General features: G+C 72.4%; 20 protein-coding genes. 17 read left to right on the forward strand and 3 right to left on the reverse strand.

Annotated elements, in window-relative coordinates; genetic code table 11:
- The first annotated feature begins 138 nt into the window (after positions 1–138).
- Both ACNTMW_RS18500 and ACNTMW_RS18505 read left to right on the forward strand, forming a co-directional pair.
- Entirely contained in the window at positions 139–798 is a 660-nt protein-coding gene (locus ACNTMW_RS18500; RefSeq protein WP_426634908.1) for a response regulator transcription factor, read from the forward strand.
- A 53-nt stretch (positions 799–851) separates the two neighbouring features.
- Entirely contained in the window at positions 852–2186 is a 1335-nt protein-coding gene (locus ACNTMW_RS18505; protein ID WP_426635004.1) for a sensor histidine kinase, read from the forward strand.
- Between the two features lie 132 nt (positions 2187–2318).
- On the opposite strand, the gene ACNTMW_RS18510 is transcribed toward ACNTMW_RS18505, so the two are convergent.
- The gene (locus tag ACNTMW_RS18510; RefSeq protein WP_426634909.1) at positions 2319–3449 is read right to left on the reverse strand and encodes a LolA family protein; all 1131 of its coding nucleotides are present in this window, start codon (positions 3447–3449) and stop codon (positions 2319–2321) included.
- 139 nt (positions 3450–3588) lie between these two features.
- Here ACNTMW_RS18510 and ACNTMW_RS18515 point away from each other — a divergent pair, with 139 nt between their 5' ends.
- Together ACNTMW_RS18515 and ACNTMW_RS18520 are read left to right on the forward strand one after the other, a co-directional pair.
- Positions 3589–4275 (forward strand): MerR family transcriptional regulator, encoded by a 687-nt coding sequence (locus ACNTMW_RS18515; protein ID WP_426634910.1) that lies wholly within the window; start codon positions 3589–3591, stop codon positions 4273–4275.
- Positions 4276–4284: 9 nt separating this feature from the next.
- Positions 4285–6864: a VIT domain-containing protein gene (locus tag ACNTMW_RS18520; RefSeq protein ID WP_426634911.1), complete on the forward strand. Its 2580-nt coding sequence runs from the start codon at positions 4285–4287 to the stop codon at positions 6862–6864.
- Positions 6865–6895: 31 nt separating this feature from the next.
- Here the strand turns inward: ACNTMW_RS18520 and ACNTMW_RS18525 are convergent, their stop codons facing one another.
- Positions 6896–8914, reverse strand: a complete 2019-nt coding sequence (locus tag ACNTMW_RS18525; protein WP_426634912.1) for a diguanylate cyclase domain-containing protein — start codon at positions 8912–8914, stop codon at positions 6896–6898.
- A gap of 120 nt (positions 8915–9034) precedes the next feature.
- Between ACNTMW_RS18525 and thrS the strand changes: the two genes are divergently transcribed.
- The 4 genes from thrS (at position 9035) to ACNTMW_RS18545 (ending at position 13913) form a co-directional block, all read left to right on the forward strand.
- Entirely contained in the window at positions 9035–11032 is a 1998-nt protein-coding gene (gene thrS, locus ACNTMW_RS18530; RefSeq protein ID WP_426634913.1) for a threonine--tRNA ligase, read from the forward strand.
- A 95-nt stretch (positions 11033–11127) separates the two neighbouring features.
- The gene (locus tag ACNTMW_RS18535) at positions 11128–12183 is read left to right on the forward strand and encodes a pectinesterase family protein (protein ID WP_426634914.1); all 1056 of its coding nucleotides are present in this window, start codon (positions 11128–11130) and stop codon (positions 12181–12183) included.
- Between the two features lie 153 nt (positions 12184–12336).
- The gene (locus ACNTMW_RS18540) at positions 12337–12837 is read left to right on the forward strand and encodes an HIT family protein (RefSeq protein WP_426635005.1); all 501 of its coding nucleotides are present in this window, start codon (positions 12337–12339) and stop codon (positions 12835–12837) included.
- 266 nt (positions 12838–13103) lie between these two features.
- The gene (locus ACNTMW_RS18545; RefSeq protein ID WP_426634915.1) at positions 13104–13913 is read left to right on the forward strand and encodes a polysaccharide deacetylase family protein; all 810 of its coding nucleotides are present in this window, start codon (positions 13104–13106) and stop codon (positions 13911–13913) included.
- Positions 13914–14019: 106 nt separating this feature from the next.
- Here ACNTMW_RS18545 and ACNTMW_RS18550 read toward each other — a convergent pair whose 3' ends face one another.
- On the reverse strand, positions 14020–16176 hold the full coding sequence (locus ACNTMW_RS18550) for an elongation factor G-like protein EF-G2 (RefSeq protein WP_426634916.1): 2157 nt from the start codon (positions 16174–16176) through the stop codon (positions 14020–14022).
- Positions 16177–16368: 192 nt separating this feature from the next.
- On the opposite strand from ACNTMW_RS18550, the gene pgsA reads away from it, so the two are divergent.
- The 9 genes from pgsA (at position 16369) to ACNTMW_RS18595 (ending at position 25398) form a co-directional block, all read left to right on the forward strand.
- Positions 16369–16980, forward strand: a complete 612-nt coding sequence (gene pgsA / locus ACNTMW_RS18555) for a phosphatidylinositol phosphate synthase (RefSeq protein ID WP_426634917.1) — start codon at positions 16369–16371, stop codon at positions 16978–16980.
- A gap of 124 nt (positions 16981–17104) precedes the next feature.
- A complete protein-coding gene (locus tag ACNTMW_RS18560) occupies positions 17105–18082 on the forward strand; it encodes a phosphatidylinositol mannoside acyltransferase (RefSeq protein ID WP_426634918.1) in 978 nt (325 codons plus the stop codon).
- Between the two features lie 15 nt (positions 18083–18097).
- Entirely contained in the window at positions 18098–19243 is a 1146-nt protein-coding gene (locus ACNTMW_RS18565) for a glycosyltransferase family 4 protein (RefSeq protein ID WP_426634919.1), read from the forward strand.
- A 23-nt stretch (positions 19244–19266) separates the two neighbouring features.
- Positions 19267–19779, forward strand: a complete 513-nt coding sequence (locus ACNTMW_RS18570; protein ID WP_426634920.1) for a hypothetical protein — start codon at positions 19267–19269, stop codon at positions 19777–19779.
- A 298-nt stretch (positions 19780–20077) separates the two neighbouring features.
- Positions 20078–20998, forward strand: a complete 921-nt coding sequence (pdxS, locus tag ACNTMW_RS18575; protein WP_426634921.1) for a pyridoxal 5'-phosphate synthase lyase subunit PdxS — start codon at positions 20078–20080, stop codon at positions 20996–20998.
- A gap of 124 nt (positions 20999–21122) precedes the next feature.
- A complete protein-coding gene (gene pdxT, locus ACNTMW_RS18580) occupies positions 21123–21731 on the forward strand; it encodes a pyridoxal 5'-phosphate synthase glutaminase subunit PdxT (RefSeq protein WP_426634922.1) in 609 nt (202 codons plus the stop codon).
- Positions 21731–22483: a YebC/PmpR family DNA-binding transcriptional regulator gene (locus ACNTMW_RS18585; RefSeq protein WP_426634923.1), complete on the forward strand. Its 753-nt coding sequence runs from the start codon at positions 21731–21733 to the stop codon at positions 22481–22483. The genes pdxT and ACNTMW_RS18585 overlap by 1 nt, the downstream gene beginning before the upstream one ends.
- 120 nt (positions 22484–22603) lie before the next feature.
- Positions 22604–23638 carry an aminotransferase class V-fold PLP-dependent enzyme gene (locus tag ACNTMW_RS18590; protein ID WP_426634924.1) on the forward strand — a complete coding sequence of 345 codons (1035 nt, stop codon included), beginning with the start codon at positions 22604–22606 and terminating at the stop codon, positions 23636–23638.
- Between the two features lie 185 nt (positions 23639–23823).
- Positions 23824–25398, forward strand: coding sequence for an MFS transporter (locus tag ACNTMW_RS18595; protein ID WP_426634925.1), 1575 nt, complete (start codon positions 23824–23826; stop codon positions 25396–25398).
- Positions 25399–25408 lie beyond the last annotated feature (10 nt).

Raw genomic sequence — 25408 nt, forward strand, 5'->3', positions numbered from 1 at the left:
GCTGCTCGGAATTCGCTGAGAGATCGCTGAGACCGCGGGACGGCGCTGAGCGCCGGCTGAGAAGACACCTTGGAGTCCGCTGAGAGCTGACTGAGAGCCGTTGCGAGCCGCCTGGTGGCGACATGACACCCTGAGGCGATGCGGGTACTCGTCGTGGAAGACGAAGCGCGCCTGGCCAACGCGCTGCAACGGGGTCTCGCGGCGGAGGGCTTCGCCGTCGACGTCGCGGCCGACGGTCCGCACGGTCTGGAACTCGCCCGGCACGGCGAGTACGACGCGATGATCCTCGACGTGATGCTGCCCGGCCTGTCGGGCTACCAGCTCGTCCGGGTGCTGCGCGCCGAGCGCAACTGGCTCCCGGTGCTGATGCTGTCGGCCAAGGACGGAGAGTACGACCAGGCCGACGGGCTGGACTGCGGTGCCGACGACTACCTCACCAAGCCCTTCTCGTACGTCGTACTGCTGGCGCGGCTGCGCGCGCTGCTGCGCCGGGGCGCTCCGGCGCGGCCGACCGTGCTCACCGTCGGGGACCTCGTCCTCGACCCGGCCGCCCGGCAGGTCCGCCGCGGCGGTTCCGAGATCGTGCTGACCACGCGCGAGTACGCGCTGCTGGAGTACCTGATGCGCCGGGCCGGCCGGGTGGTGTCCAAGGTCGAGCTGCTCGACCACGTCTGGGACGCCGGCGCCGACAGCGCACCGAACGTCGTCGAGGTCTATATCGGATACCTGCGCCGTAAGGTCGGCCGCGACGTGGTCGAGACGGTCCGCGGGGCCGGGTACCGGGTGGTACACGCTTGAGGCCGCGCTCGTGGCTGACGTTCTGGAACCGGCTGAGCCTGCGCGCCCGGCTCCTGATCATCGGCGCGGGCGGTCTCGCCGTCGGGTTCGCACTCGGCGGGATCGTGCTGGTCGCCGCGCTCGAGTACGCCCTGCAGCGCAGCGTCGACGCCGACGCGTTCAGCACCGCCCGCGGCGTGGCCGACCTGGTCAACGTCCGGGAACTGCCGCAGCAGGTACCGGTCTCCGGCGACCAGATCGTGCAGGTCGTCGACTCCAGGCACCGGGTACGGTCGGCGTCCATCGGCGCCGACCGGCTGGTACCGCTGCTCCGCCCGGAGGAACTCGCCGATGCGCGGTCGTCGGGTAACGGCCGGTACGTCGACGGCGCCCGCGCCGGCATGGACGGCCGGTTGCGGGTCGTGGTGGTGCCGGCCGGCCCGCCCGACGACCCGCAGTCGGTGATCGTGGCCCGGCCGGTGGCGGCCGCGCGCCAGAGCGTCGACGTGGTCCGCACCGCGCTGCTCATCACGTACCCGCTGCTCATCGCCGTCCTGGCGCTGTTCGCCTGGCGGGTCGTCGGCGCCGCGCTGCGCCCGGTGGAGGAGCTGCGGGCCGGTGCGGAGCAGATCACCGGTGGGGACAGCGGCGACGGGTCCGGCCCCGCCGCCGACCGGCTGCCGGTACCCGACTCGCACGACGAGATCCACCGGCTCGCGGTGACCCTCAACGACATGCTCGACCGGCTGGCCCGGGCCCGGGCCCGCCAACGCGCGTTCGTCGCCGACGCCGCGCACGAGCTGCGCAGCCCGCTGGCGAACATGCGGACCGAGCTGGAGGTGGCCCAGCGCATCGGCGACCCGGCACGCGTCGACGACCTGCTGGTCGACATCGAACGGCTCACCCGGCTCGTGGACGACCTGCTGCTGCTGGCGCGCGCCGACGACGCGCCGCGGCCGGCCCGTACCGAGCCCGTCGAACTGGGAGCGCTGCTGCGGGAGACCGCCGCGCAGTACGACACGGCGCGGGTGCCGGTGGCGGTGGCCGGCGGGCCGCCACAGTGGGTCGCCGGTGATCCGCAGGCGCTGGGGCATGTGGTCCGCAACCTGGTCGACAACGGCGTCCGGCACGCCACGTCCCGGGTGACGCTGGCCGTCGTACCGGGTGGGTTCACCGTGATCGACGACGGCCCCGGCATCGCGCCCGCCGACCGGGAACGCGTCTTCGAACGGTTCACCCGGCTCGACGACGCCCGCGCCCGCGACGCCGGCGGCGCCGGGCTCGGCCTGGCCATCGTGCAGGAACTGGTACGCCGGCACGGCGGGACCGTCACCCTCGCCGACGCCAAGCCGGGGGTACGGGCCCGGGTACGGCTACCGGTACTGCCGTCAGAAGCTGTCTCCCGTTGAGTGCGCGGCGGCTGCGGGAAGCGGCGGCTGTGGGAACTCGCCGCCCGACATTCCGAAGCGATGCCCGTGTGGGCGTGGGGGAGGGCGCCCCGCCACCCGTGCCGTGCGGGTGGCGGGGCGCCGTTCCGGGACCTACCGGGTCGCCGCCGCGTAGAGCTGCTCGGGGCGTACCGCGCCGGCCAGGAGCCGGCCATCGTCGGTGATCAGTACGCTGAACAGTCGGCCGGTGAGGAGGCGCCCGCTGCCCCAGGCGCCGCTGACCCTGGGCAGGCTGGCGAGGGAGAAGCCGGTACCGCCGCGGTCGCCCTGCCCGGTCGGGGACAGCGCCTTCGCCGTGTCCGCCGGCAGCGCGGCCACGAGCACGCTCGTCCAGCCCGTGCCGACGACGGTCGGCTGCCCCGGCGCCCCGGTCGGCTGCCGGGCTGCGCCGGACGGTTCGCGCGCCGGTTCGGTCGCGGTCTGCTCGGTCACCCGCGCGCCGGGCGGCGGGGTGAAGCGGAACTGTGCCGCGTCCGGACGGGTGAAGCTGACCTGGGTGAACTCGACTTTGAACGCCGTGCTGTCCGAACCGGCGGGGTAGACCGCCACCCGCAGGGGCACGTGCCGTTCGGCGTCGATGGCGAGGGTGACGCGGCCGATCAGCGAGCCGGTGTCGCGCGGGACGAGGACCAGTTCGTACGCCGCCCGGCCGGCGACCCGCGCCGAGCCGCTCGCGGTGACCTTGGTGGTCGGGTCGATCGCGGCCAGTGCGGCGTCCGCGGCCTCCTGCGGTGTCCGGGGCAGGTTGGTGGGGCTGACTGCCGGGTGCGGAGCGGCGCCGTCGGCGGCGGGGAGTACCGCGTGGTTGGCGGTGTTGCGCTGGCTGTCCCACGTCCAGACGTCCCGCCCGTCGCGGATGACGTCGGACTCGCCGAGAGTGCCGATCAGCGCCACCCGGGCCCGGTCGGGCCCGGCGTACCAGACCCGCATGGTGTGCGACCCGCTGGCCAGTGACAGCAGGTCGGTGCTGCCCTTCCCGTCCTGACCACCGAGACCGGGCAGGGCCGGCAGGCCGAGGTCGGCCTGTTGCACGATCGTGCCCGAGCCGCCGTCGAGCCGGGCGGTCTGCAGGTCCACGAGTAGCTGCGCCGCGGTCCTCGGCGGCAGGCTGGGATCGGCTGAGGCCGTGAGGGTGCGCGCCGCTGCGCCGCCACCGATCACGGCCGCGAGTACGGCGACCGGAACTGCCCAACGCAGCGCCGGTCTGGACAAAGTGATCGACATGGTTGCACCTCCTGTCCCCTGATGCTGCCGGCCGACTGCTGAGAGCCGGCTGAGACGCGCGGGAGCGGGCCTGGGCGGTACCGCAGGGGCGACCTCGGAAACATTGACACTGTCACGATGACAGTGTCATGGTGGACGGGTGTGGACGCTCGACGAGTTGCTGGACCGGGTCCGCGCCGCGTTGGCGGCGGAGTACCCGGGGGCGCCCAACGGCCGGGTCCGCGACGTGCCCGACCGCCGCGCCGTGCGGTGGTACGCAACGACCGGTCTCGTCGACCGTCCCGCCGCGATGCGCGGGCGGCACGCGCTGTACGGGCAGCGACACCTGCTCCAGCTCGTCGCCGTCAAACGTCGGCAGGCCGAGGGGCACTCGCTCGCGCGGATCCAGGCCGAGCTGGCCGGAGCCACCGACGACACCCTCGCCGCCATCGCCCGGGTACCCGAGGACCTGTTCAGGGACGGTGCCGCCGCGCCACCGGCGGCACCCCGGCGGGCCCGTTTCTGGACCGCTACGCCGGCTGCCGACGCCGCTGCGCAGACTGTCGACGCCGCCCCGGTCGTTGACGCTGTTCCGCCGGTTGTCGACGCCGCCCCGGTCGTTGACGCTGTTCCGCCGGTTGTCGACGCCGCCCCGGTGGTCGACGCCGGCCCGAGTGCGCCCGACGGCGCGGCAGCCACCCTGGCCGGAGTGCCACTGGGCGGCGGGGTGGTGCTGCTTCTGCCGGTCCACCCGGGACCCCACGACCTCGCCGCGATCGCCGCTGCCGCACAACCCTTGCTCGACCTGCTCGCCGACCGCGGCCTACTGCGACAACCGCACCCCTAGGAGCGCGCCATGACCCTCTCCGTCACCCCGATGAGCCCGGCCGAGGCGGCCCGGGTCGCCGCGCCGGTCTCCGACGCCGGGCTCGGCGCCCTGCGTACCGAGCGCGGCAACCTGCCGCTGGACCGGCTCGAGGTCCGGGCACAGGTCACCGGTCTGGTCGGCCGGGTCCAGCTCACCAGCGAGTTCGTCAACGCCCACGACGTCGCGTTGGAGGCGACGTACGTGTTCCCGCTTCCCGACCGGGCCGCCGTCACCGGCATGACGATGACCGCGGACGGCCGGGTCGTGGCGGCCGAGCTGCGCGAGCGCGGGGAGGCCCGCGAGCGGTACGACCGGGCCGTCGCGTCCGGTCACCGGGCCTCGATCACCGAGCAGGAGCGGCCCGACGTGTTCACCGTGCGGGTCGGCAACATCCTGCCCGGCGAACGGGTCAGCGTCGCATTGGCCATGGTCACTTCCCTGCCGTACGAGGACGGCGCGGCGACGTTCCGGTTCCCATTGGTCGTGGCGCCGCGGTACGTTCCCGGCGCGCCGTTGCCGGGGCCGAGCGTCGGCGACGGGTACGCCCTCGACACCGACGCGGTGCCCGACGCCTCCCGCATCACGCCGCCGGTGCTGCTGCCGGGCTTTCCCAACCCGCTGCGGCTGTCGCTCGACGTCGACATCGACCCCGCCGGCCTGCCGCTGGGCGAGGTGCGCTCCAGTCTGCACGCCGTGGTGACCGAGGGCGATCGGGTCAGCCTCCGGCCGGGGGAGCGGGCCGACCGGGACTTCGTGCTGCGCCTGGCGTACGGGGCCGCCGAGGAGACCGCCACGCTGGTCTGCGCCCCGGACGCGGCCGACACGCCCGACACGCGTACCTCAGCCGACACGCCCGACACGCGCAACGCGCCCGACACGCCCGACACGCCGCCCGGCACCGTCGAGGGCACGTACCAGCTGACCGTCCTGCCGCCGCGGGACGGCGGCTCGCCCCGGGGCCGGGACGTGGTCCTGCTGCTGGACCGGTCCGGGAGCATGCGCGGCTGGAAGATGGTCGCCGCCCGCCGGGCCGCCGCCCGCATCGTCGACACGCTCACCGCCGGCGACCGTTTCGCCGTCATCACCTTCGACCACGAGATCGGGTACCCGGCCGACCTGCCACCCGGCCTGGTCGAGGCCACCGACCGTCACCGGTACCGGGCCGTCGAGCACCTCGCCCGGGCGGACGCCCGCGGCGGCACCGAACTGCTGGCGCCGCTGCGCCAGGCGGTGGCGATGCTGTCTGCCGACTCGCCGCGCGACGCCGACTCGCCGCGCGACGCCGACTCGCCGCGCGACGCCGTGCTCGTCCTCGTGACCGACGGTCAGGTCGGCAACGAGGACCAGATCCTGCGCGAGATCAGCCCCGGCCGGGTCCGCATCCACACCGTCGGCGTCGACCGCGCGGTCAACGCCGGGTTCCTGGGCCGGCTGGCCGCCCTCGGCGGGGGCCGGTGCGAACTGGTCGAGAGCGAGGACCGGCTCGACGAGGCGATGGAGCACATCCACCGGCGTATCGGGGCGCCGCTGGTGACCGACCTGACGGTCACCGCGGACGGGCTCACGCTCGTCGACGACACCCGTACCCCGGCCCGGTTGCCCGCGCTCTATCCGGGGGTGCCGCTGGTCGTCTCCGGCCGGTACCGGGGTCCGGCGGCCGGTTCGCTCACCGTCACCGGGCGTACCCGAGACGGCCGGCCGTGGCGGACCACGGTGGCCGCGCGGCAGGCGGACGCCCCGGCGCTCGCCGCGCTGTGGGCCCGGGCACGGCTGCGCGACCTGGAGGACCGGTACGCGGCCGGCTCCGGCGGCGCCGACGTGGAGCGCGCCGCGGTCGACACCTCGCTGCGCTTCGGCGTGCTGTGCCGGTTCACCGCGTACGTGGCCGTCGACACCCGGGTGGTGACCGAGGGCGGCGAGCCGCACCGCGTGGTCCAGCCGGTGGAGCCGCCGTCGGGCTGGGAACTGCCCGACCGGGCGCCCGCCCCGGCGATGCGCCTGATGGCGATGGGCGGCTCGGGGCCGGGCCGGGGGTTCCTGACGGCGGCCGGAGCGCCGGAGCGCGGTCCGGCGCCGGCCGCCCCCGGCGGCCTGCGCGGCGCGGTCCAGTCGGCGGCGGCCCGGGTCACCGGAGCGGTGGGGGCGGCAGCCGACGCGGTGGTCGGTGCGGCAACGGGGGCGGTGGCCGCCGGGGCGACCGGGGTCGGGGCCGGCGCGCGGCCGCAGGTCCGCGCGGTCCGCGAGGTCGCCGTGGTCGAGGCGCGCCGGCTACGCGGGTCCGCCGGGCTGCCCGGGTACGAGCGGCGCGAACTCCTCGCCGACCTGGCCAGCCGGCTCACAGCGCTGGTCGGTCACCTCGCCGGGATCGGGGTGGCCGAAGAGGTGTACGCGCCGCTGCGGCGGCTCGCCGACGAACTGGCGCAGCCCGGCGGCGAGCTGGAGGCGCGGTGGGCCGAGGCACTGCGGGTACTGGACGCGTTCGCGGCGGCCGGTCCGCAGGCGACGGCGGCCGACCCGCAGGCCGCGGCGGCCGAGCCCGACCGGCGCCGCGACTTCTGGAAGCGGTGACGCACCGCTGGACGTGGTACCGGGCGGCGGCTCAGCCCGCCGCGCGGTAGGCGTCCGACACCGGCCGCCGCGCCCGCTTCACCCGGTACATCGCGCTGTCCGCCCGGTTCAGCACGTCCTCCGCCGACTCGCCCGCCGTATAGCGGGTGCCGTCGACGCTGAGGCGGACCCGGACGGTACCGCCGGACACCGCGACCGGCTCGGTGAACGCCTCGCGGATGCGCTGCGCGATGCGGCGCATCTCCGGCTCGCCGTCCACCGGGCGGGCCAGCACCACGAACTCGTCGCCGCCCAGCCGCGCGACCAGGTCGCCGGAGCGACTGCACCCCTGTAGCCGGCCCGCGACCGCGGCCAGCAGGTCGTCACCGGCGGCGTGGCCGAGCGAGTCGTTGATCCCCTTGAACCCGTCAAGGTCGATGAAGAGCAGCGCGCCGGAGCCGGCGCGCACCGCGGCGGCCAGTTCGGCCATGAACGCCCGGCGGTTGGGCAGGCCGGTCAGCGCGTCCAGGTGTGCCAGCCGCCAGGTCTGGTCGAGCAGTTCACAGGTACGCAGGACGGTGGCGGCCTGGTTGGCCACGCCCGGCATGCGGGCGGCGAACCGCTGGGCCCGCGCGGCGCCGTGCGGGCCGATGAAACCGGCCACGAGCAGCCCGTACAGGCGATCCGGCAGGGCGATGCCGACGACGGCGAGCACGTCCATGCCACCGCCGGCCAGGATCCGCCGGATCAGCGGGTCGGTGCTGGTGTGGTCGTAGATCGTGGTGGCGTCGGGATGGCCGCGGCGCATCTCGAACAGCCCCGGACTCTGCTCGGCCTCCAGGGCGAGTCCCTCGATCGTGTCGTGGAACTCCGACCGCCAGCCGACGTGGCCGGCCACGTGCAGCCCGCCGGCGGCGTCCATCAGCAGCATCGCCGCCTGGTCGGCGTGCAGAACGGCGTGTGCGGCCTCGGTCGTGACCCGGGCGACGTCGGCGGGGTTGCGGGCATGGGTGAGTGCCCGCGCCAGGCCCAGCAGGCTCTCGGCGGTGCGCTCCCGCTCGGCGGCCGCCTCGACCGCGGTCAGCGCGTCGAGCGTGACCGCGGCGAGGTTGGCGTACGAGTCGAGCAGGGTCCGCTCCGCGTCCAGGAAAGCGTCGCTGAACGCGACCAGGTGGCCGTAGCGCCGGGTCGGCGAGGCGATCTCGGCGATCAGCCGGTCGGCGCCGGGCGGTACCCGGCCGCCGTCGGCGGTCAGCCGGTCGATCTCCGCCTGCGGCAGCCCGAAGCCGTGCACCTGGACCGGCTGGTCGGCCGACGGCTGCGCGACGAGCAGGAACGCGTGGGCGCCGACGGCGAACCCGGCCCGCTCGGCGACCGTGGCCAGGATCCGGTCCGGTGTCTGGGCGGTTACCAGTTCGGACACCGTGTGCTGCAATTGGGCGAGTTGGTCGAGCATCGTGCCCCGCAGCTGGTTGCTGGCGGCGCGGCGGCCGGCGAACAGGCCGCCCTGGCGCCAGCGCACCTCGTACACGCAGGCCTCGGCCCCGCGTACCTGGCACTCGCGGTGGGTGACGACGCCCAACGGGTATCCGAAGGCGGTCGGGACCTGGGTGAGCAGGCCCTGGTTGTACTCGCAGTCGTGGCGGTGTGGCCGGAACTGCGGGCGGAGCTGGTAGCGGATGGTCGCCGCGCCGCGCCGGACCCGTACCGCGGACATGTCCGCACAGGTGGAGAACCGGACGTTGGCGGTGGAGATCAGGCGCATCAGCTGGGTCGGGCCGCCGACCACGGACAGCGCGAGGATCAACGGGGTGCCGACGGTGTGCTCGAGGATGGTCAGCCCGACCTTGCGGGCGACGTCGGGGTCGTTGAGGGCGGTCGCCGCCGACTCGAACAACCGGATCTTGAAATCCCACGACCACCAGCGCCGCGCGTCGTCGTAGCTTTCCGGGTCTTCGGTCGCGCCGGCCAGCGCCAGCGTACGGGCGACGGCCTCCGGTCCGCCGGTGGCGCGGACATGCCGGAGGATGGCGCGTATCGTCACGCCGGACGTCTGCCGTATCGAGTCCATGGCCGCCCTCCGGCCGTCATTATCGGCAGCGCCGGTGTGGTCCTGAGGAGATGCGCGCGGTCGGCGTCGGTGCGGCGGATAGCATCGTCGGGTAACCGCATGACCTTCAGGGAGTGAGCCGTGTCCGCACCTCGTACCGCCGCCGTTACCGAGCCCGTCCTCGTGCCGGCGGGTACGACGGCCACCGACGCGGTGGCCGCGGCCGGCCTACCCGCGGCGGGCCCCCACGCGATCGTGGTGGTCCGTGACCCCGAGGGCCGGCTCCGCGACCTTGACTGGGTGCCCGAGGCCGACACCACCGTGGAGCCGGTGGCGATGTCGTCCCCCGACGGGCTGAACGTGCTGCGCCACTCGACCGCGCACGTGCTCGCGCAGGCGGTCCAGGACGTGTTCCCGGAGGCCAAGCTCGGCATCGGCCCGCCCATCGAGAACGGCTTCTACTACGACTTCGACGTCACCCGCCCGTTCAACCCCGAGGATCTCGACAAGCTCGAGAAGCGGATGCAGGAGATCGTCAAGTCCGGCCAGCGGTTCCGGCGCCGGCGCTTCGACTCCCTCGAACAGGCCAAGGCCGAACTGGCGGATGAGCCGTACAAGCTGGAGTTGGTCGACATCAAGGGCGACGTGGATGCGTCCGAGGTGATGGAGGTCGGCGGCGGCGAGCTGACCATCTACGACAATGTCGACCCTAAGACCGGCGAGCGCTGCTGGGGCGACCTGTGCCGGGGGCCGCACCTGCCGTCGACCCGGCTGATCGGCGCGTTCAAGCTGATGCGCAGCGGCGCGGCGTACTGGCGCGGGTCGGAGAAGAACCCGCAGCTGCAGCGCGTCTATGGCACCGCGTGGCCGACCCGCGACCAGCTCAAGGACTACCTCCGGATGCTGGAGGAGGCCGCCCGCCGTGACCACCGCAAGCTCGGCGTCGACCTCGACCTGTTCTCCTTCCCGGACGAGCTGGGCTCGGGGCTGCCGGTGTTCCACCCGAAGGGCGGCATCATCCGGCGGGAGATGGAGAACTACTCCCGGCGGCGGCACGAGGAGGCCGGGTACTCGTTCGTCAACACCCCGCACATCACCAAGGGCCACCTGTACGAGGTCTCCGGTCACCTGGACTGGTACGCCGACGGCATGTTCCCGCCCATGGAGGTCGAGGGCGCGAACTACTACCTCAAGCCGATGAACTGCCCGATGCACGACCTGATCTTCCGGTCGCGCGGGCGGTCCTACCGCGAGCTGCCGCTGCGCATGTTCGAGTTCGGCACCGTGTACCGGTACGAGAAGTCCGGCGTGGTGCACGGCCTGACCCGGGTCCGGGGCATGACCCAGGACGACGCGCACATCTTCTGCACCCCGGAGCAGGTCGAGAGCGAGCTGGCCTCGCTGCTGCAGTTCGTGCTGGATCTGCTGAAGGACTACGGGCTGACCGACTTCTACCTGGAGCTGTCAACCAAGAACCCGGACAAGTACGTCGGTTCGGACGAGGTGTGGGAGGTCGCGACCGAGACCCTGCGCCGGGTCGCCACCGAGTCCGGGCTCGAGCTGGTGCCCGACCCGGGTGGCGCGGCGTTCTACGGGCCGAAGATCTCGGTGCAGGCCCGGGACGCCATCGGCCGCACCTGGCAGATGTCGACCATCCAGCTCGACTTCAACCTGCCTGAGCGGTTCGAACTGGAGTACCAGGCGCCGGACGGCACCCGGCAGCGGCCGGTCATGATCCACCGGGCGCTGTTCGGCTCGATCGAGCGGTTCTTCGGCGTGCTGACCGAGCACTACGCGGGCGCGTTCCCGGCCTGGCTGGCGCCGGTGCAGGTGATCGGGATCCCGATCCGGTCCGACCACGTCGGATACCTGCGTGACTTCGCCGATCGGCTGCGCCGGGAGGGGATCCGGGTCGACGTCGACGACTCCGACGAGCGGATGCAGAAGAAGATCCGCAACGCCCAGCAGCAGAAGATCCCGTTCATGGCCATCGCCGGCGACGACGACGTGTCCGGCGGGACGGTGTCCTTCCGGTACCGCGACGGCTCGCAGCGCAACGGCGTGCCGATCGAGGAGGCGGTCGCGCACGTCGTCGAGGTGGTGCGCTCGCGCACGAACGCCGGGCCGAGCGCGGCGTAGCAATACATCGACAACCTTGACATTGTTGGGACGTCCCCGTACGGTGCGTGGAAAACGCTTTCCTCGCTGCTTCCCCTCGTTCACGGGAGGGCACCGTGCACCGGAACCGGATCGTCCCCGCAGTCGGCGCCGCGGCCCTCCTCGGCGCCACGACGCTCGCCGTGGCCGGTGCCGGCCCGGCGGCGGCGGCCACCTCGGTCACCGTCGCCAGGGACGGCACCGGCACCTACCGCACCGTCCAGGCGGCGGTCGACGCGGTACCGGCAGGTAATGGCAGCCGGTTCACCATCACCATCAAGCCCGGCACCTACCACGAGATCGTCAACATCCCGTCGAACAAGCCGTACGTGATGCTGGTCGGCTCCACCGGCAACGCGGCCGACGTGGTGATCGAGTACGACAACGCCAGCGGCACCGCGAAGCCCGGCGGCGGCACCTACGGCACCTCGGGCAGCGCATCGGTGACCATCTCCGGGCACGACTTCGGGGCGAGGAACGTGACCTTCGCCAACACCTTCAACGAGGCAGCCCATCCGGAGATCGCCAGTCAGCAGGCGGTCGCCGTCAACACCCAGGCCGACCGGGCGGTCTTCGACAACGTGCGGTTCCTCGGCAACCAGGACACGCTGCTCGCGTGGTCGGCCAGCGCAGGCACGGTGGCCCGGGCCTACTTCCGCTCCTGCTACGTCGAGGGGGACGTGGACTTCATCTTCGGCCGGGGCACCGCGGTCTTCGACCGCTGCACGATCAAGTCGCTGTCTCGCGGATCGACGTCCAACAACGGGTACGTCACCGCGGCGGCCACGGCCAACACCAACCCGTACGGCTTCCTGTTCAGCCAGTGCACGTTCACCAGCAACGCGCCCGCCCAGACCGGCTACCTCGGGCGGCCCTGGCACCCGAGCGGCGATCCGAACGCGATCGGCCAGGTGCTCGTACGCGACTCCGCCCTCGGCGCCCACATCAAGAGCGCGCCATGGACCGACATGTCTGGATTCTCCTGGCGGGACGCCCGGTTCAGCGAGTACCACAACACGGGCGCCGGGGCCGGCGCCAACGCCAACCGGCCACAACTGTCCGACGCGCAGGCCCCGAACTACACGCCGCAGCGCTACCTGGCCGGCGGCGACGGCTGGAACCCGGTGTCCTGAACGCCCTCCCCGCGCCCGTGGTGCCTGGTCAGATGCCGGTACGATCGCGGGGTCGGCGGGCCGCTACGCGGCGCCCAGCCGGGACGGCGGGAGGTTGTACAGGTGACAGCGGGCGTGCCCGACGAGTTGGACCGGCTGTGGACGCCGCACCGGATGGCCTACATCAAGGACGACGACCGGCGCGACGACAACTACGACCAGCCGTCCGGCTGCCCGTTCTGCCGGGCACCGGGGCGGGAGGACGCCGACGGGCTGGTCGTCGCCCGGGGCAAGACCGTGTTCGCGGTGCTCAACCTGTACCCGTACAACCCGGGACACCTGATGATCTGCCCGTACCGGCACGTCGCCGACTACACCGACCTGGACGAGACGGAGACGGTCGAGCTGGCCCGCTTCACCCAGACCGCCATGCGGGTGGTGCGCCGGGTCAGCGGTGCCCACGGGTTCAACCTGGGCATGAACCAGGGCGCGGTGGCCGGCGCCGGTATCGCCGCCCACCTGCACCAGCACGTGGTGCCCCGGTGGGGTGGCGACACCAACTTCATGCCGGTGATCGGGCGTACGAAGGTGCTTCCGCAGTTGCTCGGGGACACCCGGCGGCTGTTCGCCGAGTGGTGGCCGCGGGTGGAGGCGGAGTACCCGCCCGCCTCGTGACCGCTGTCTGATCGCCTCCGCCGTCACCGCCGTCTGACCGCCTCCCGATGTGACCCGCCGTCTGACCGGCTCCTGACATGACCCGCCGTCCGACGACCGGGGCCGGCCGGCCCGCGTCCCGACCGTCCGTCGGGCCGGCCCGCGCCCCGGTCACCGACCCCGGTGTGACATCCGGCTGGTTGGATGACACGCGCTCTATGTCCGTTATGTGATGATCTTCAGTTGTTGTCCGGACCTATACTCCGGGCGGAGCGGGGGAGTGACGGATGAGGGTGACCAGACGCGGCATTCTGCGGGGCGGTCTGCTGGTGGGTGGCGGAGCCGTGGTGGGTGCCGCGGCCACGCGGGTGAAGGGTTGGCTGGGGCCCGACCGGCTACCGCTCGACGGAGGGTACGCACCGGCCGCCGACAAGCTGGCCGCCGTGCGGCATCCGGGCACGTCGGTCACGTACTACGTGCAGACCGACGAGCCGGTGGTGGCGTTCACCTTCGATGACGGTCCGGCTCCGGACTGGACCAGGATGGTGCTCGACACCCTGGACGAGTACCGGGTGCCGGCGACCTTCTTCATGGTCGGCCGCAACCTCGACGCGCATCGCGAGGTGGTCCGCGGCAGGCTCGACCGGCACGAGATCGGCAACCACTCGTGGTCGCACCCCGACCTCGCCCGGCTCGACCTGGCCGGGGTGCGCCGGGAGCTGACCCGTACCCACGACATGATCCGCGCCGTCACCGGCAGGGAGATCAACCTGATGCGCCCGCCGTACGGGCACCTCGGCGGGTCGACCCTGCTGGCGGCGGCCTCGCTCGGCTACGACCTGGTGCTCTGGTCGCACACGATGCACGAGGCGATGTACCGGTCCAACCCGGCGGCCCAGGTGGCCGACATCGTCGATCACGTCCGGCCGGGCTCGATCGTGCTCGCCCACGACGTCGGCACCAGTAACCGTCTGGTCTCGCTCCGCCACCTCGGCGAGATGATCACCGGTTTGCGGGCCCGCGGGTTCCGGTTCGTCACCGTCCCCGAGCTGATGGCGACGGGGAAGCCGGCCGAGGTGCCGCAGGCGCACACCTGACGACCGGCTTCCGGAGCGACGTTGCTGCCCGGCCTCGGCCGTACCGGACGGCGGGGCCGGTCGCAGCCGTGCCGAACGGCAGCCGTGCCGAACGGCGGTTCGGGCCTCAGCCGTGCCGGGCGGTGGCCTCCTTCTTCACCTGCTCGGCCAGGTGGGTCGGCATCGGCTCGTACCGGGCGAAGGAGCGTTTGAACGTACCCGCGCCGGAGGTCATCGACCGCAGCTCCACCGCGTAGCGGAGCAGCTCGGTCGCGGGCACCTCGGCCCGTACCACCGACCGGCCGGTGTCGGTCTCGGTCCCCAGGACCCGGCCGCGGCGGCCGGACAGATCGCTCATCACCGCGCCGACGAACTGGTCGGGCACCCAGATCGTGACGTTGTCGACCGGCTCCAGCAGGATGACCTGGCTCGTGTCGGCGGCGTCCCGCAGCGCCAGCGCGCCGGCGGTCTGGAACGCCGCGTCGGAGGAGTCGACCGAGTGCGCCTTGCCGTCGAACAGCGTCACCCGCAGGTCCACGACCGGGTACCCGGCCGCGAGCCCGCGCTCCATCTGGGCCCGCACACCCTTCTCCACGCTCGGGATGTAGTTGTTCGGCACCGCCCCGCCGACGACCTTGTCGACGAACTCGAACCCGGCTCCGCGCGGCAGCGGCTCCACGTCGATGTCGCAGACCGCGTACTGGCCGTGGCCACCGGACTGCTTGACGTGGCGGCCGTGGCCCCGGCCGGTCGCGCCGAATGTCTCGCGCAGCGCCACCCGTACCGGCTCGGTCTCCAACTCGACCCCGCCGGTGCGCAACCGGTCGAGCACCACGTCGGCGTGCGCCTCGCCCATGCACCACAGCACGAGCTGGTGGGTCTCGGGGTTGCGCTCCAGCCGCATCGTCGGGTCACCGGCGACCAGCCGGCCGAGGTTCTTGGCCAGGGCGTCCTCGTCGGAGCGGGACTTGGCGACGATCGCGACGGGCAGCAGCGGCTCGGGCATCACCCACGGCTCCATCAGCAGCGGGTTGTCCTTGGCCGAGATGGTGTCGCCGGTCTCCGCGCTCGTCGACTTGGTCACCGCCACGATGTCACCGGCGATAGCGCTCGGCACCTCGCGCAACGTGGAGCCGAGCGGCGAGTACAGGTGGGTGAACCGCTCGTCGGCGTCGTGGTCGGGGTGGCCGCGCTCGCTCATGCCGTGCCCGGCGATGTGCACCGACTGGTCGGCGGTCAGCGTGCCGGAGAACACCCGCACCAGGGACACCCGACCCACGTACGGATCGATGGTGGTCTTGACCACCTCGGCCACGAGCGGGCCGGCCGCGTCGCAGGTCAGCGGCTCGCGCGGGGAGCCGTCAACCCCGGCGACCGTCGGCAGGGGGTGTTCCAGCGGCGACGGGAAGCCCTTGGTGAGGACCTCCAGCAGCGCGTCCAGGCCGAGGGCGGTCTCCGAGCAGACCGGGACGACCGGGTAGAAGTGGCCACGGGCGACCGCCTTCTCCAGGTCGTCGATGATGACCGAGGTTTCGATCTCCTCGCCGGACAGGTACCGGTCCATGAGGGTCTCGTCCTCGCTCTCGGCGATGATGCCTTCGAGCAGCGCGTTGCGGTACTCCTCGATCGCCGGCAGGTGCTCGGCGTCCGGCTCGCGCACGGCCGGCGGGTAGCCGGCGGAGTAGTCGAAGACGCGCTGGGTGATCAGCCCCATCAGCCCCGCGACGCTGTGTCCGTCGTCGCCGAGCATCGGCAGGTAGAGCGGCATCACGTTGTCGCCGAACACCCGCTGGCAGAGCGCGACGGTCTCGTCGAAGTCGGCGCGCTGGTGGTCCAGTCGGGTCACGGCCACGGCGCGGGGCATGCCGACCGCGGCGCACTCCTCCCACAGCGTCGCCGTGGCGGCGTCCATGCCGTCGGCAGCCGGTACCACGAACAGGGCCGCGTCGGCGGCCCGCAGGCCGGCCCGCAGCTCACCGACGAAGTCGGCGTAGCCGGGCGTGTCCAACAGATTTATCTTGATGCCGTCGTGCATGAGCGGGGCGCAGGCGAGCGCCACCGACCGTTGCTGCTTGACCGCAGCGGGGTCGTGGTCGCAGACCGTGGTCCCGTCGGTGACCGACCCCGCCCGGTTGATCGTGCCGGTCGCTGCCAGCAGCGCCTCGACCAGGGTCGTCTTGCCCGCACCGGAGTGCCCGACGAGCACCACGTTGCGGACCCTCCCGGGCTCTTCCACCACCGGCGCCGGGCCGGTGACCCCTTTCTCCTGGCTCCTCTGTGCCATCACGCGCCTCCCGTCAGCGGGCAACCGTCAGTTTCCTTGTGATTCAGCTCACGTCGAGGGCCTCTTCATTGATCCCACACCCGAAACCATGCCCGCACAACCCCGGCAGGGGTACGGCGGGGTGGCGGTATCCGCCGGTCACGGGGTGGCGGTCTGCCGAGTTGGCGCAGGCGCCGATATGGTGAGAGCGCCATGGCGAAGATCCTCAGTGTCGTTACCAAAGCGAGCCTCCTCCGCGTCGTCGACCCGGTGGCCCGCGCGCTGCTGCATGCCGGTGTCTCGCCGAACGTGGTGACCGTCGTCGGCACGGTCGGCGTGGTGGCCGCTTCGGTGGGGCTCGCCGCCCGTGGTCACCTCGTGATCGCGGCCTTCGTGATCGCGGCGTGCGCGCTGACCGACATGCTCGACGGGGCGATGGCCCGCGCCCGCGGCACCACCAGCCGCTTCGGTGCCCTGCTGGACTCGACGATGGACCGGATCGCCGACGGCGCGATCTTCGCTTCACTGGCGTACTGGCTGGCCACCCAGGACCTGTACGCCACCCTCGCCGCGGCGCTGGTCTGCCTGGTCAGCGGACAGATCGTGTCGTACGTGAAGGCCCGCGCCGAAGGGCTGGGCTTCGACGCCAACGTCGGTATCGCGGAGCGGACCGAGCGGCTGCTCATCATCGGCGTGGGCGGGCTGGCCTGGGGGCTGAAGATCCCGTTCGCGCTGGACGTCGCCCTGTGGCTGCTCGCCGTGCTCTCGGTGATCACCGTGGCGCAGCGGATGACGCACGTCTACCGGCAGGCTCGGGCGTCATGAGCGGGTGGTACGGGTCGTCTCGCGCAGCCGCGCGAGCCAGACCGCGCGCAGCGCGTGGCGAGCGAACCACGGAGCTCGGCACCGTTGAGGATCACGGTGTGACCGAGCGGAGCGAGGTCACGTCATGAACCTCGCCGAAGCGGGGTACGCGGCCGGCTGGCGACTGGTCCGCGCGCTGCCCGCGGGCGCCACGTGGCCGGTCTTCGCCGCCGGTGCCGACCTGGCCACCCGTCGGCGCGGCCGGGGGGTGACGCGGCTGGCCGGCAACCTGCGCCGGGTGGTCGGCCCGCAGGTGTCCGACGCCGAGCTCGACGCCCTGGTCCGCGCCGGCATGCGCTCGTACGCCCGGTACTGGCAGGAGGCGTTCCGGCTGCCGGCGCTCGGCCGCGACGACATCCTGCGCGCGTTCCACCTCGACGGCGAGGAGGTCCTCGCCGATGCCGTCGCCGCCGGACGCGGCGTGATCGTGGCGCTGCCGCACGCCGGAAACTACGACCTGGCCGGGGCGTGGGTCGCCGCCAAGGGCTGGCCGATCACCACGGTCGCCGAGCGGCTCAAGCCGGAGAGCCTCTACGAGCGCTTCCTGGCCTTCCGCCGCGACCTCGGCATGGAGATCCTCCCGCTGACCGGTGGCGAGCGACCGGCCATCGACGTGCTGGAGGAGCGGGTACGCGCCGGTGCGATCGTGCCGCTGCTGGCCGACCGGGATCTGTCCGCCCGGGGCGTGGAGGTGGAGTTCTTCGGCGCCCGGACCCGGATGCCGCCCGGCCCGGCGCTGCTCGCGCTGCGTACCGGCGCGCCGCTGTACACCGTCACGATGTGGTTCGACGCCGACCGGGCCTGCGCCCGCCTGTCCGAGCCGATCCCGCCGCCTCCGCCCGGGCCGCTCGACCGGCGGGTCCGCGAGCTCACCCAGCGGGTGGCCGATGGCCTGGCCAGAGGCATCGCGGAGCATCCTGAGGACTGGCACATGTTGCAACGCATGTGGGGTTCGCTCTCGCCTGACGGCTCGGCCGGTAGCGGTTCGCGCTCGCCTGACGGCTCGAGCGGTGGCCCGGCCTCGCCTATCGGCTCGGCCGGTAGTGGTCCGGGTCGGGCATAGAGGAGGGAGGAGGGCGTGCGCATCGGCATCGTCTGCCCGTACTCCTTCGACGTACCCGGTGGCGTGCAGAACCACGTCCGGGACCTCGCCGAGGCCCTCATCCGGCTCGGCCACGAGGTCAGCGTGCTGGGGCCGGCCGACGAGGACGCGCAACTGCCGCCGTACGTGGTCTCGGCCGGCCGGGCGGTGCCCGTGCCGTACAACGGGTCGGTGGCGCGGCTGACGTTCGGGCCGCTGTCGGCCGCCCGGGTGCGCCGCTGGCTGACCGCCGGCCGGTTCGACGTCCTGCACGTGCACGAGCCGTTCACGCCGAGCCTGTCGATGCTGGCGGTACTGGCGGCCCGCGGGCCGGTCGTGGCCACCTTCCACACGGCCATGACCCGGTCTCGCGCCATGGCCGCGGCCCAGGGCGTGCTCCAGTTGGTCTCGGAGAAGATCACCGGCCGGATCGCGGTCAGCGAACTGGCCCGCAAGGTGCAGGTGGAGCACCTGGGCAACAGCGCGTGGGAGATCCCCAACGGAGTGGACGTCGCCCGGTTCACCGCGGCAGCGCCCCTGCCGGGCTGGCCCGGACCGGGGGGTGCGATCGGGTTCCTGGGCCGCTACACCGAGCCGCGCAAGGGCTTCTCGGTGCTGCGCGACGCGTTCGCACTGCTCGCGCCGGTGCGCCCGGGGCTGCGGCTGCTGGTCGCCGGTCGGGGCGAGCCCGACGACGTGGTCGCGGATCTGCCCGCCGAGGTACGTGAGCGGATCGTGTTTCTGGGCATGGTCTCCGACGACGAGAAGGCCCGCATGCTGCGAAGCGTCGATGTGTACGTGGCGCCGAACACCGGGGGAGAGTCGTTCGGCATGATCCTGACCGAGGCGATGGCCGCCGGGACCGCGGTGGCCGCCAGTGACCTGGACGCCTTCCGTCGGGTTCTGGACAACGGCCGGGCCGGTGCGCTGTTCCCCAATGGGGACGGCAAGGCACTGGCCGAACTGCTCGGCCGCCTGCTCGACGACCCGGCCACCCGGGACGCGCTGGTCACCCGGGCCGCCGAGGTGGTCGCGGGGTACGACTGGCCGGTCGTGGCCGCCCGTGTCCTGGAGGTCTACACGACCGCCATCGAAGCCACCGCGGGAATTGTCATAGACGAAACGGTGGACCCCTTTCTCTAGGGACGGGCATTACGATTCGCGGCATGTGGTGGGTCGTCGCCGTCGTGGCTGTCGTGATGCTTGTTGCCACCTATCTCACGTGGACGGCGGCGCGGGTGGATCGGCTGCACGGCCGGGCGGCCGCCGCGTACGCGGCGCTCGATGCCCACCTGGTGCGCCGGGCCGTGGCCGCGGCGGGGGTGGCCGAGGCGGCACAGATGCCCGATCTGATGTACGCCGCCCGCATTGCCCTCGATGCCCGTCCCGACGAGCGCGAGGTGGCCGAGAACGACCTGACCCGCCAGTTGCGTGAGGTCGTCATCGAGTCCGAGACGGTGGCGTTCACGGATCTTGTCGCGGTCAGTCGTCGGGTGGCGCTGGCCCGGCAGGTGCACAACGACGTGGTGCGCGACGCGCTCGCCGTCCGGCGCCGCCCGCTGATACGCGCCCTGCGCCTGGCCCGCAAGCATCCCAGGCCGGCGTACTTCGACGTCGACGACCCGACGCTGGAGTCGACGCCGGCGACGAGGGTGACCCCGCCGGCCGTCCAGGCCTGACGGCCCCCGCCTCCCCAAGATCCGCGCAATGTCGCGAACCTTGCGGTCTCCGCGGTCTCGGAGACCGCAAGGTCGCCCACACTGTGCGGATCTTGGGGAGGCTGCCGCGGCCCCGTGTGCGCCGCGGCCCCGTGTGCGCCGCGGCCCTGCGCCCGTCGGCGACCCCGTCCCGTCGGCGATTCGGAGTCAGCCGCGTCACAGCAGGCCGCGACCTGCGAATTGGCCGTCGGGAGGTGCGGTGCGCCCGGCGTACGATTAGGCAAAGATCTTTCCCCTCCTGCAAGGAGTCCGTACCGCCGTGTCCGAACAGACCTCCGCGCCCACCAGTAGCGACGCGCCCGTGACCGGAACCGCCCGGGTCAAGCGCGGTATGGCCGAGATGCTCAAGGGCGGCGTGATCATGGATGTCGTCACACCGGAGCAGGCGAAGATCGCCGAGGACTCCGGTGCCGTGGCGGTCATGGCGCTGGAGCGCGTGCCGGCCGACATCCGGGCGCAGGGCGGCGTGTCGCGCATGAGTGACCCCGACATGATCGACGGCATCATCAACGCGGTGTCGATCCCGGTGATGGCGAAGGCCCGCATCGGCCACTTCGTCGAGGCGCAGGTGCTGCAGGCGCTGGGCGTCGACTACATCGACGAGTCGGAGGTGCTCACCCCGGCCGACTACGCCAACCACATCGACAAGTGGGCGTTCACCGTCCCCTTCGTGTGCGGCGCCACCAACCTGGGTGAGGCGCTGCGCCGCATCACCGAGGGCGCGGCGATGATCCGGTCGAAGGGTGAGGCGGGCACCGGCGACGTGTCCAACGCCACCACCCACATGCGCAAGATCCGGCAGGAGATCCGGCGGCTGACCTCGCTGCCCGAGGACGAGCTGTATGTGGCGGCCAAGGAACTGCAGGCGCCGTACGAGCTGGTGCGCGAGGTGGCGGCGACCGGCAAGCTACCGGTCGTGCTGTTCACCGCGGGCGGCATCGCCACCCCGGCGGACGCCGCGATGATGATGCAGCTCGGCGCCGAGGGTGTGTTCGTGGGCTCGGGCATCTTCAAGTCCGGCAACCCGGCGCAGCGGGCGGCGGCGATCGTCAAGGCGACCACGTTCTACGACGACCCCGACGTCCTCGCGAAGGTGTCGCGCGGCCTCGGTGAGGCGATGGTCGGCATCAACGTCGATGACATTCCGGTCCCGCACCGCCTCGCCGAGCGCGGCTGGTAAGCACGTTTTCTCGATCCCGGACACCTGGGCCGCCCGTGGGCGGCGACCGGTCTGGCCCGCGCGCTTCGCTGGGCGGGCCAGACCGGTCGACGAGTGTCCACGATCGCATGGTTGAGGGGGAACTGTGATCATCGGTGTTCTCGCCCTCCAGGGCGACGTCCGCGAGCACCTGCACGCGTTGGCGGAGTGCGACGTGGTCGCCCGGCCGGTACGCCGCCCCGACGAGCTGGACTCGGTCGACGCGCTCGTCATCCCGGGCGGGGAGTCGACCGCGATGAGCAAGCTCGCCGTCGACTTCGGCGTCCTCGAGCCGCTGCGCAAGCGGGTGGCCGGCGGCATGCCGGTCTACGGCTCCTGTGCCGGCATGATCATGCTGGCCACGGAGGTCCTGGACGGCCGGCCCGACCAGCAGACCCTGGGCGGCATCGACATGGCCGTCCGGCGCAACGCGTTCGGTCGGCAGGTCGACTCGTTCGAGCGGCCGGTCGCGATCGAGGGCATCGACGGCGGACCTTTCCATGCGGTTTTCATCCGGGCACCATGGGTCGAATCGGTCGGCGACGAGGTCGAAGTGCTGGGGCGGGTCACGGAAGGGCCGGCCGCCGGTAGGATTGTCGCGGTTCGGCAGCGGAACCTGCTCGCGACCGCCTTCCACCCGGAGTTGACCGGGGACCTTCGGGTCCACCGGTACTTCGTGGAGATGGCGCGGGCGGCAGAGACGACGGAGGGGTAATGTCCGGCCACTCAAAGTGGGCGACGACCAAGCACAAGAAAGCGGTCATCGACGCCAAGCGCGGCAAGCTGTTCGCCCGGCTCATCAAGAACGTCGAGGTGGCGGCCCGTACCGGCGGTGGTGACCCGGCCGGCAACCCCACCCTCTTCGACGCCATCCAGAAGGCGAAGAAGAACTCCGTACCCAACGACAACATCAACAACGCCGTCAAGCGGGGCGCGGGCCTGGTCGCCGGCGGCGCCGACTGGCAGACCGCGATGTACGAGGGGTACGGCCCGAACGGCGTCGCCATCCTGATCGAGTGCCTGACCGACAACAAGAATCGGGCGTCGACCGAGGTGCGCACCGCGTTGACCCGCAACGGCGGCAACCTCGCCGACGCCGGCAGCGTGTCGTACATGTTCTCCCGCAAGGGCGTCGTCATCGTGCCCAAGACCGACGGGCTGACCGAGGACGACCTGCTGCTGGCCGTGCTGGACGCGGGCGCGGAGGAGGTCAACGACCTGGGTGAGTCCTTCGAGGTGGTCTCCGAGCCGAGCGTCCTGCTGGACGTACGCAACGCGCTGCAGTCGGCCGGCATCGAGTACGAGTCGGCCGAGTCGTCCTTCGTGCCGAGCGTGACCGTGCCGCTCGACGAGGAGGGTGCGCGCAAGGTCTTCAAGCTCATCGACGCGATCGAGGACTGCGACGACGTGCAGAACGTGTACGCCAACTTTGACGTCTCCGACGACGTGATGGCGGCGGTCGGCTGACCCTCCCCTTCCGCCTCTCTTTCGTGATCACCGAGAGTCTGCGGGGTTAAGACCCGCAAACTCTCGGTGATCACGCGTGTGGGGTCGTAAATCTGTTGCGTGTCCCCATAGCGTCGAATCGTGGATGTCTGGTCGGCGCAGAAACTGTGGGATCCCGAGCCGGGTTGGCTCAACACCGCCAGTTACGGCCTGCCGCCCCGGCCGGCCTTCGAGGCGGTACGGGCCGCGCTCGACGACTGGCGGGTCGGCCGCGCCTCCTGGGATGCCTGGGGCGAGACGACCGTTGCGGCCCGGGCCGCCTTCGCCCGGCTCGTCGGCGTGCACCCCGACGACGTGGCGATCGGCAGTGCGGCATCGCAGTTGCTGTCGCCGATCGCCGCCGCGCTGCCCGCCGGTACCCGGGTGGTGGTCCCGGAGATCGAGTTCACCTCGAATCTGTTCCCGTGGATGGTCTCGCCCGGCGTCGAGGTCCGCACCGTGCCGGCCGACCGGCTCGCTGACAGCGTCGACGCCCGTACCGACCTGGTCGCGTTCAGCCTCGTGCAGTCGGCCACCGGCGCGGTCGCCGACTACGACGCGGTGGTCGCCGCCGCCCGGGCTCACGGTGCGCTCGTCGTCGTCGACGCCAGCCAGGCCTGCGGCTGGTTGCCGTTCGACGCCGGCCGGGCCGACGCGGTGGTCGTCGCCGCGTACAAGTGGCTGATGGCGCCGCGCGGTTCGGCGTTCGCGTACCTGTCGCCGGCGCTGGCCGGCCGCCTGACGCCGTACGCGGCCGGCTGGTTCGCCGGCGAGGACGTGCCCGGCTCCTATTACGGGCCGCAGATGCGGCTGGCGTCCTCGGCACGGCGCTTCGACATCTCGCCGGCCTGGTTCTCCTACGTCGGCGCTGCCCCGGCGCTGGAACTGGTCGAGGGGATCGGTGTCGCCACGATCGGCGCGCACAACGTGGCGCTGGCCAACCGGTTCCTTGCCGGGCTGGGCCGGCCGCCGGGCGACAGCGCGATCGTGACCGTGGACGTCCCGGGCGCCGAGCAGCGGCTGGCGCGCGCCGGGGTCCGGGCGGCGGTCCGCGCCGGCCGGGTCCGGGCGTCCTTCCACGTCTACTCCACGGAGGCCGACGTCGATCTGGCGCTGGACGCCCTGACGGGGGCCTGACGCCGGGCCGGAGGGCTGACGCCGGGCCGGAAGGCCGACACCCGCCCGCCGGCTGCGGGTCCGGCGAACCCGTTCGCGGTGTGTCGACGGCCACATCAGATACGAGACTGTTCCGTATCGCATCTCGCGTGACTAGTGTGAGGTTCGAATACGAGACTGTTCCGTATTGAAACGGGGAAGGATTCATGGACATCGAGTCCCAAACCGGCCATCCACGCCGATGGACGATCCTCGGCGTACTGGTCGTCAGCCTGCTCGTGGTCGTACTCGACAACACCGTGCTCAACGTCGCGCTGCGCACCATCGCTGACCCGGTCCACGGCCTGGGTGCCACCCAGAGCGAGTTGGAGTGGGCGATCAACTCGTACACCCTGGTCTTCGCGGGCCTGCTGTTCACCGCCGGCGTGCTCGGCGACCGGTACGGCCGGCGCGCCACCCTGCTCGTCGGCCTCGTCCTGTTCGGGTTGGCGTCGCTGGTCTCCGCGTACGCGCAGGATCCGGCCCAGCTGATCGCCGCCCGGGCACTCATGGGCATCGGTGGAGCCGCCGTGCTGCCGGCGACCCTGTCGATCATCTCCAACGTGTTCGACCCGCGGGAGCGGGCGCGCGCCATCGGCGTGTGGGCCGGCGCGGTCGGCCTGGCCGTGGCGATCGGTCCGGTCGTCGGCGGCCTGCTGCTCGAGCGGTACTGGTGGGGCTCGGTCTTCCTGATCAATGTGCCGATCGTGGCCGCCGGCGTCGTCGCCGCGCTGCTGATCGTGCCGGAGTCGCGCGACCCGAAGCCCGGCCGGGTGGACGTGGTCGGCGTGCTGCTGTCGATCGCGGGTCTGGTGGCACTGGTCTATGGCGTGGTCAACGGGGGTGATCACGGCTTCGGCCGGCCGCAGGCCTGGGGTCCGATCCTGGTGGGCGTGGCGATCCTGGCGGCCTTCGTGGCGTACGAGCGGCGCATCCCGTACCCGTCGCTGGACGTGCGGCTGTTCGCCAACCCGCGCTTCTCGGCCGCCGTGGCGTCGGTCGGCCTGGTCTTCTTCGCGGCGATGGGTTCGATGTTCTTCACCGCGTTCTACCTGCAGCTGGTACGCGGTTACAGCCCACTGGAGTCGGGCCTGCTGATGGTCCCGTTCGCCGTGGCGCAGCTGGTCTTCGCCCCGCGCAGCGCCGCGCTCGTGCGCCGCTACGGTTCCCGGGCCGTGATGGTGGGCGGTACCGCGCTGACCATGGCGGGGCTCGGCGCGTTCGGGTTCGTGGCCGTCGACACGCCGGCCTGGGTGATCGCGGCGCTGGCATTCGTGCAGGGCGTCGGGATGGCCAACGTGATGCCGCCGGCGACCGAGTCGATCATGGCGAGCCTGCCGCGGGAGAAGGCGGGTGTCGGCTCCGCGGTCGGTAACACCATCCGCCAGGTCGGCGGGGCCCTCGGTGTCGCGGTCCTCGGCTCGGTGCTGTCGGCCACGTACCGCAGCGGCATGGCGCCGCACGTGACGCGGTTGCCGGTGCCCGCCCGGGACGCGGCGCAGGAGTCGGTCAGCGGCGGGTACGCCGTGGCCGCCCGGCTCGGTGCCGCCGGCCGTACCCTGGTCGACCATGTCAACGACGCGTTCGTGCACGCCATGCACTACTCGGCGGTCGGTGCGGCGGTGATCGCGCTGGCCGGGCTGGTGGTCGTGTTCGTCTGGCTGCCCCGGCACGGCGCCGGGCCGGCGCCGCTGGTGGCTGACGAGACACCCGAGGACCGGGAGTTGGCCGAAGTGGTCTGATCGCGGACAA

It is taken from the genome of Planosporangium spinosum, assembly GCF_049999945.1.
Taxonomy (GTDB): domain Bacteria; phylum Actinomycetota; class Actinomycetes; order Mycobacteriales; family Micromonosporaceae; genus Planosporangium; species Planosporangium spinosum.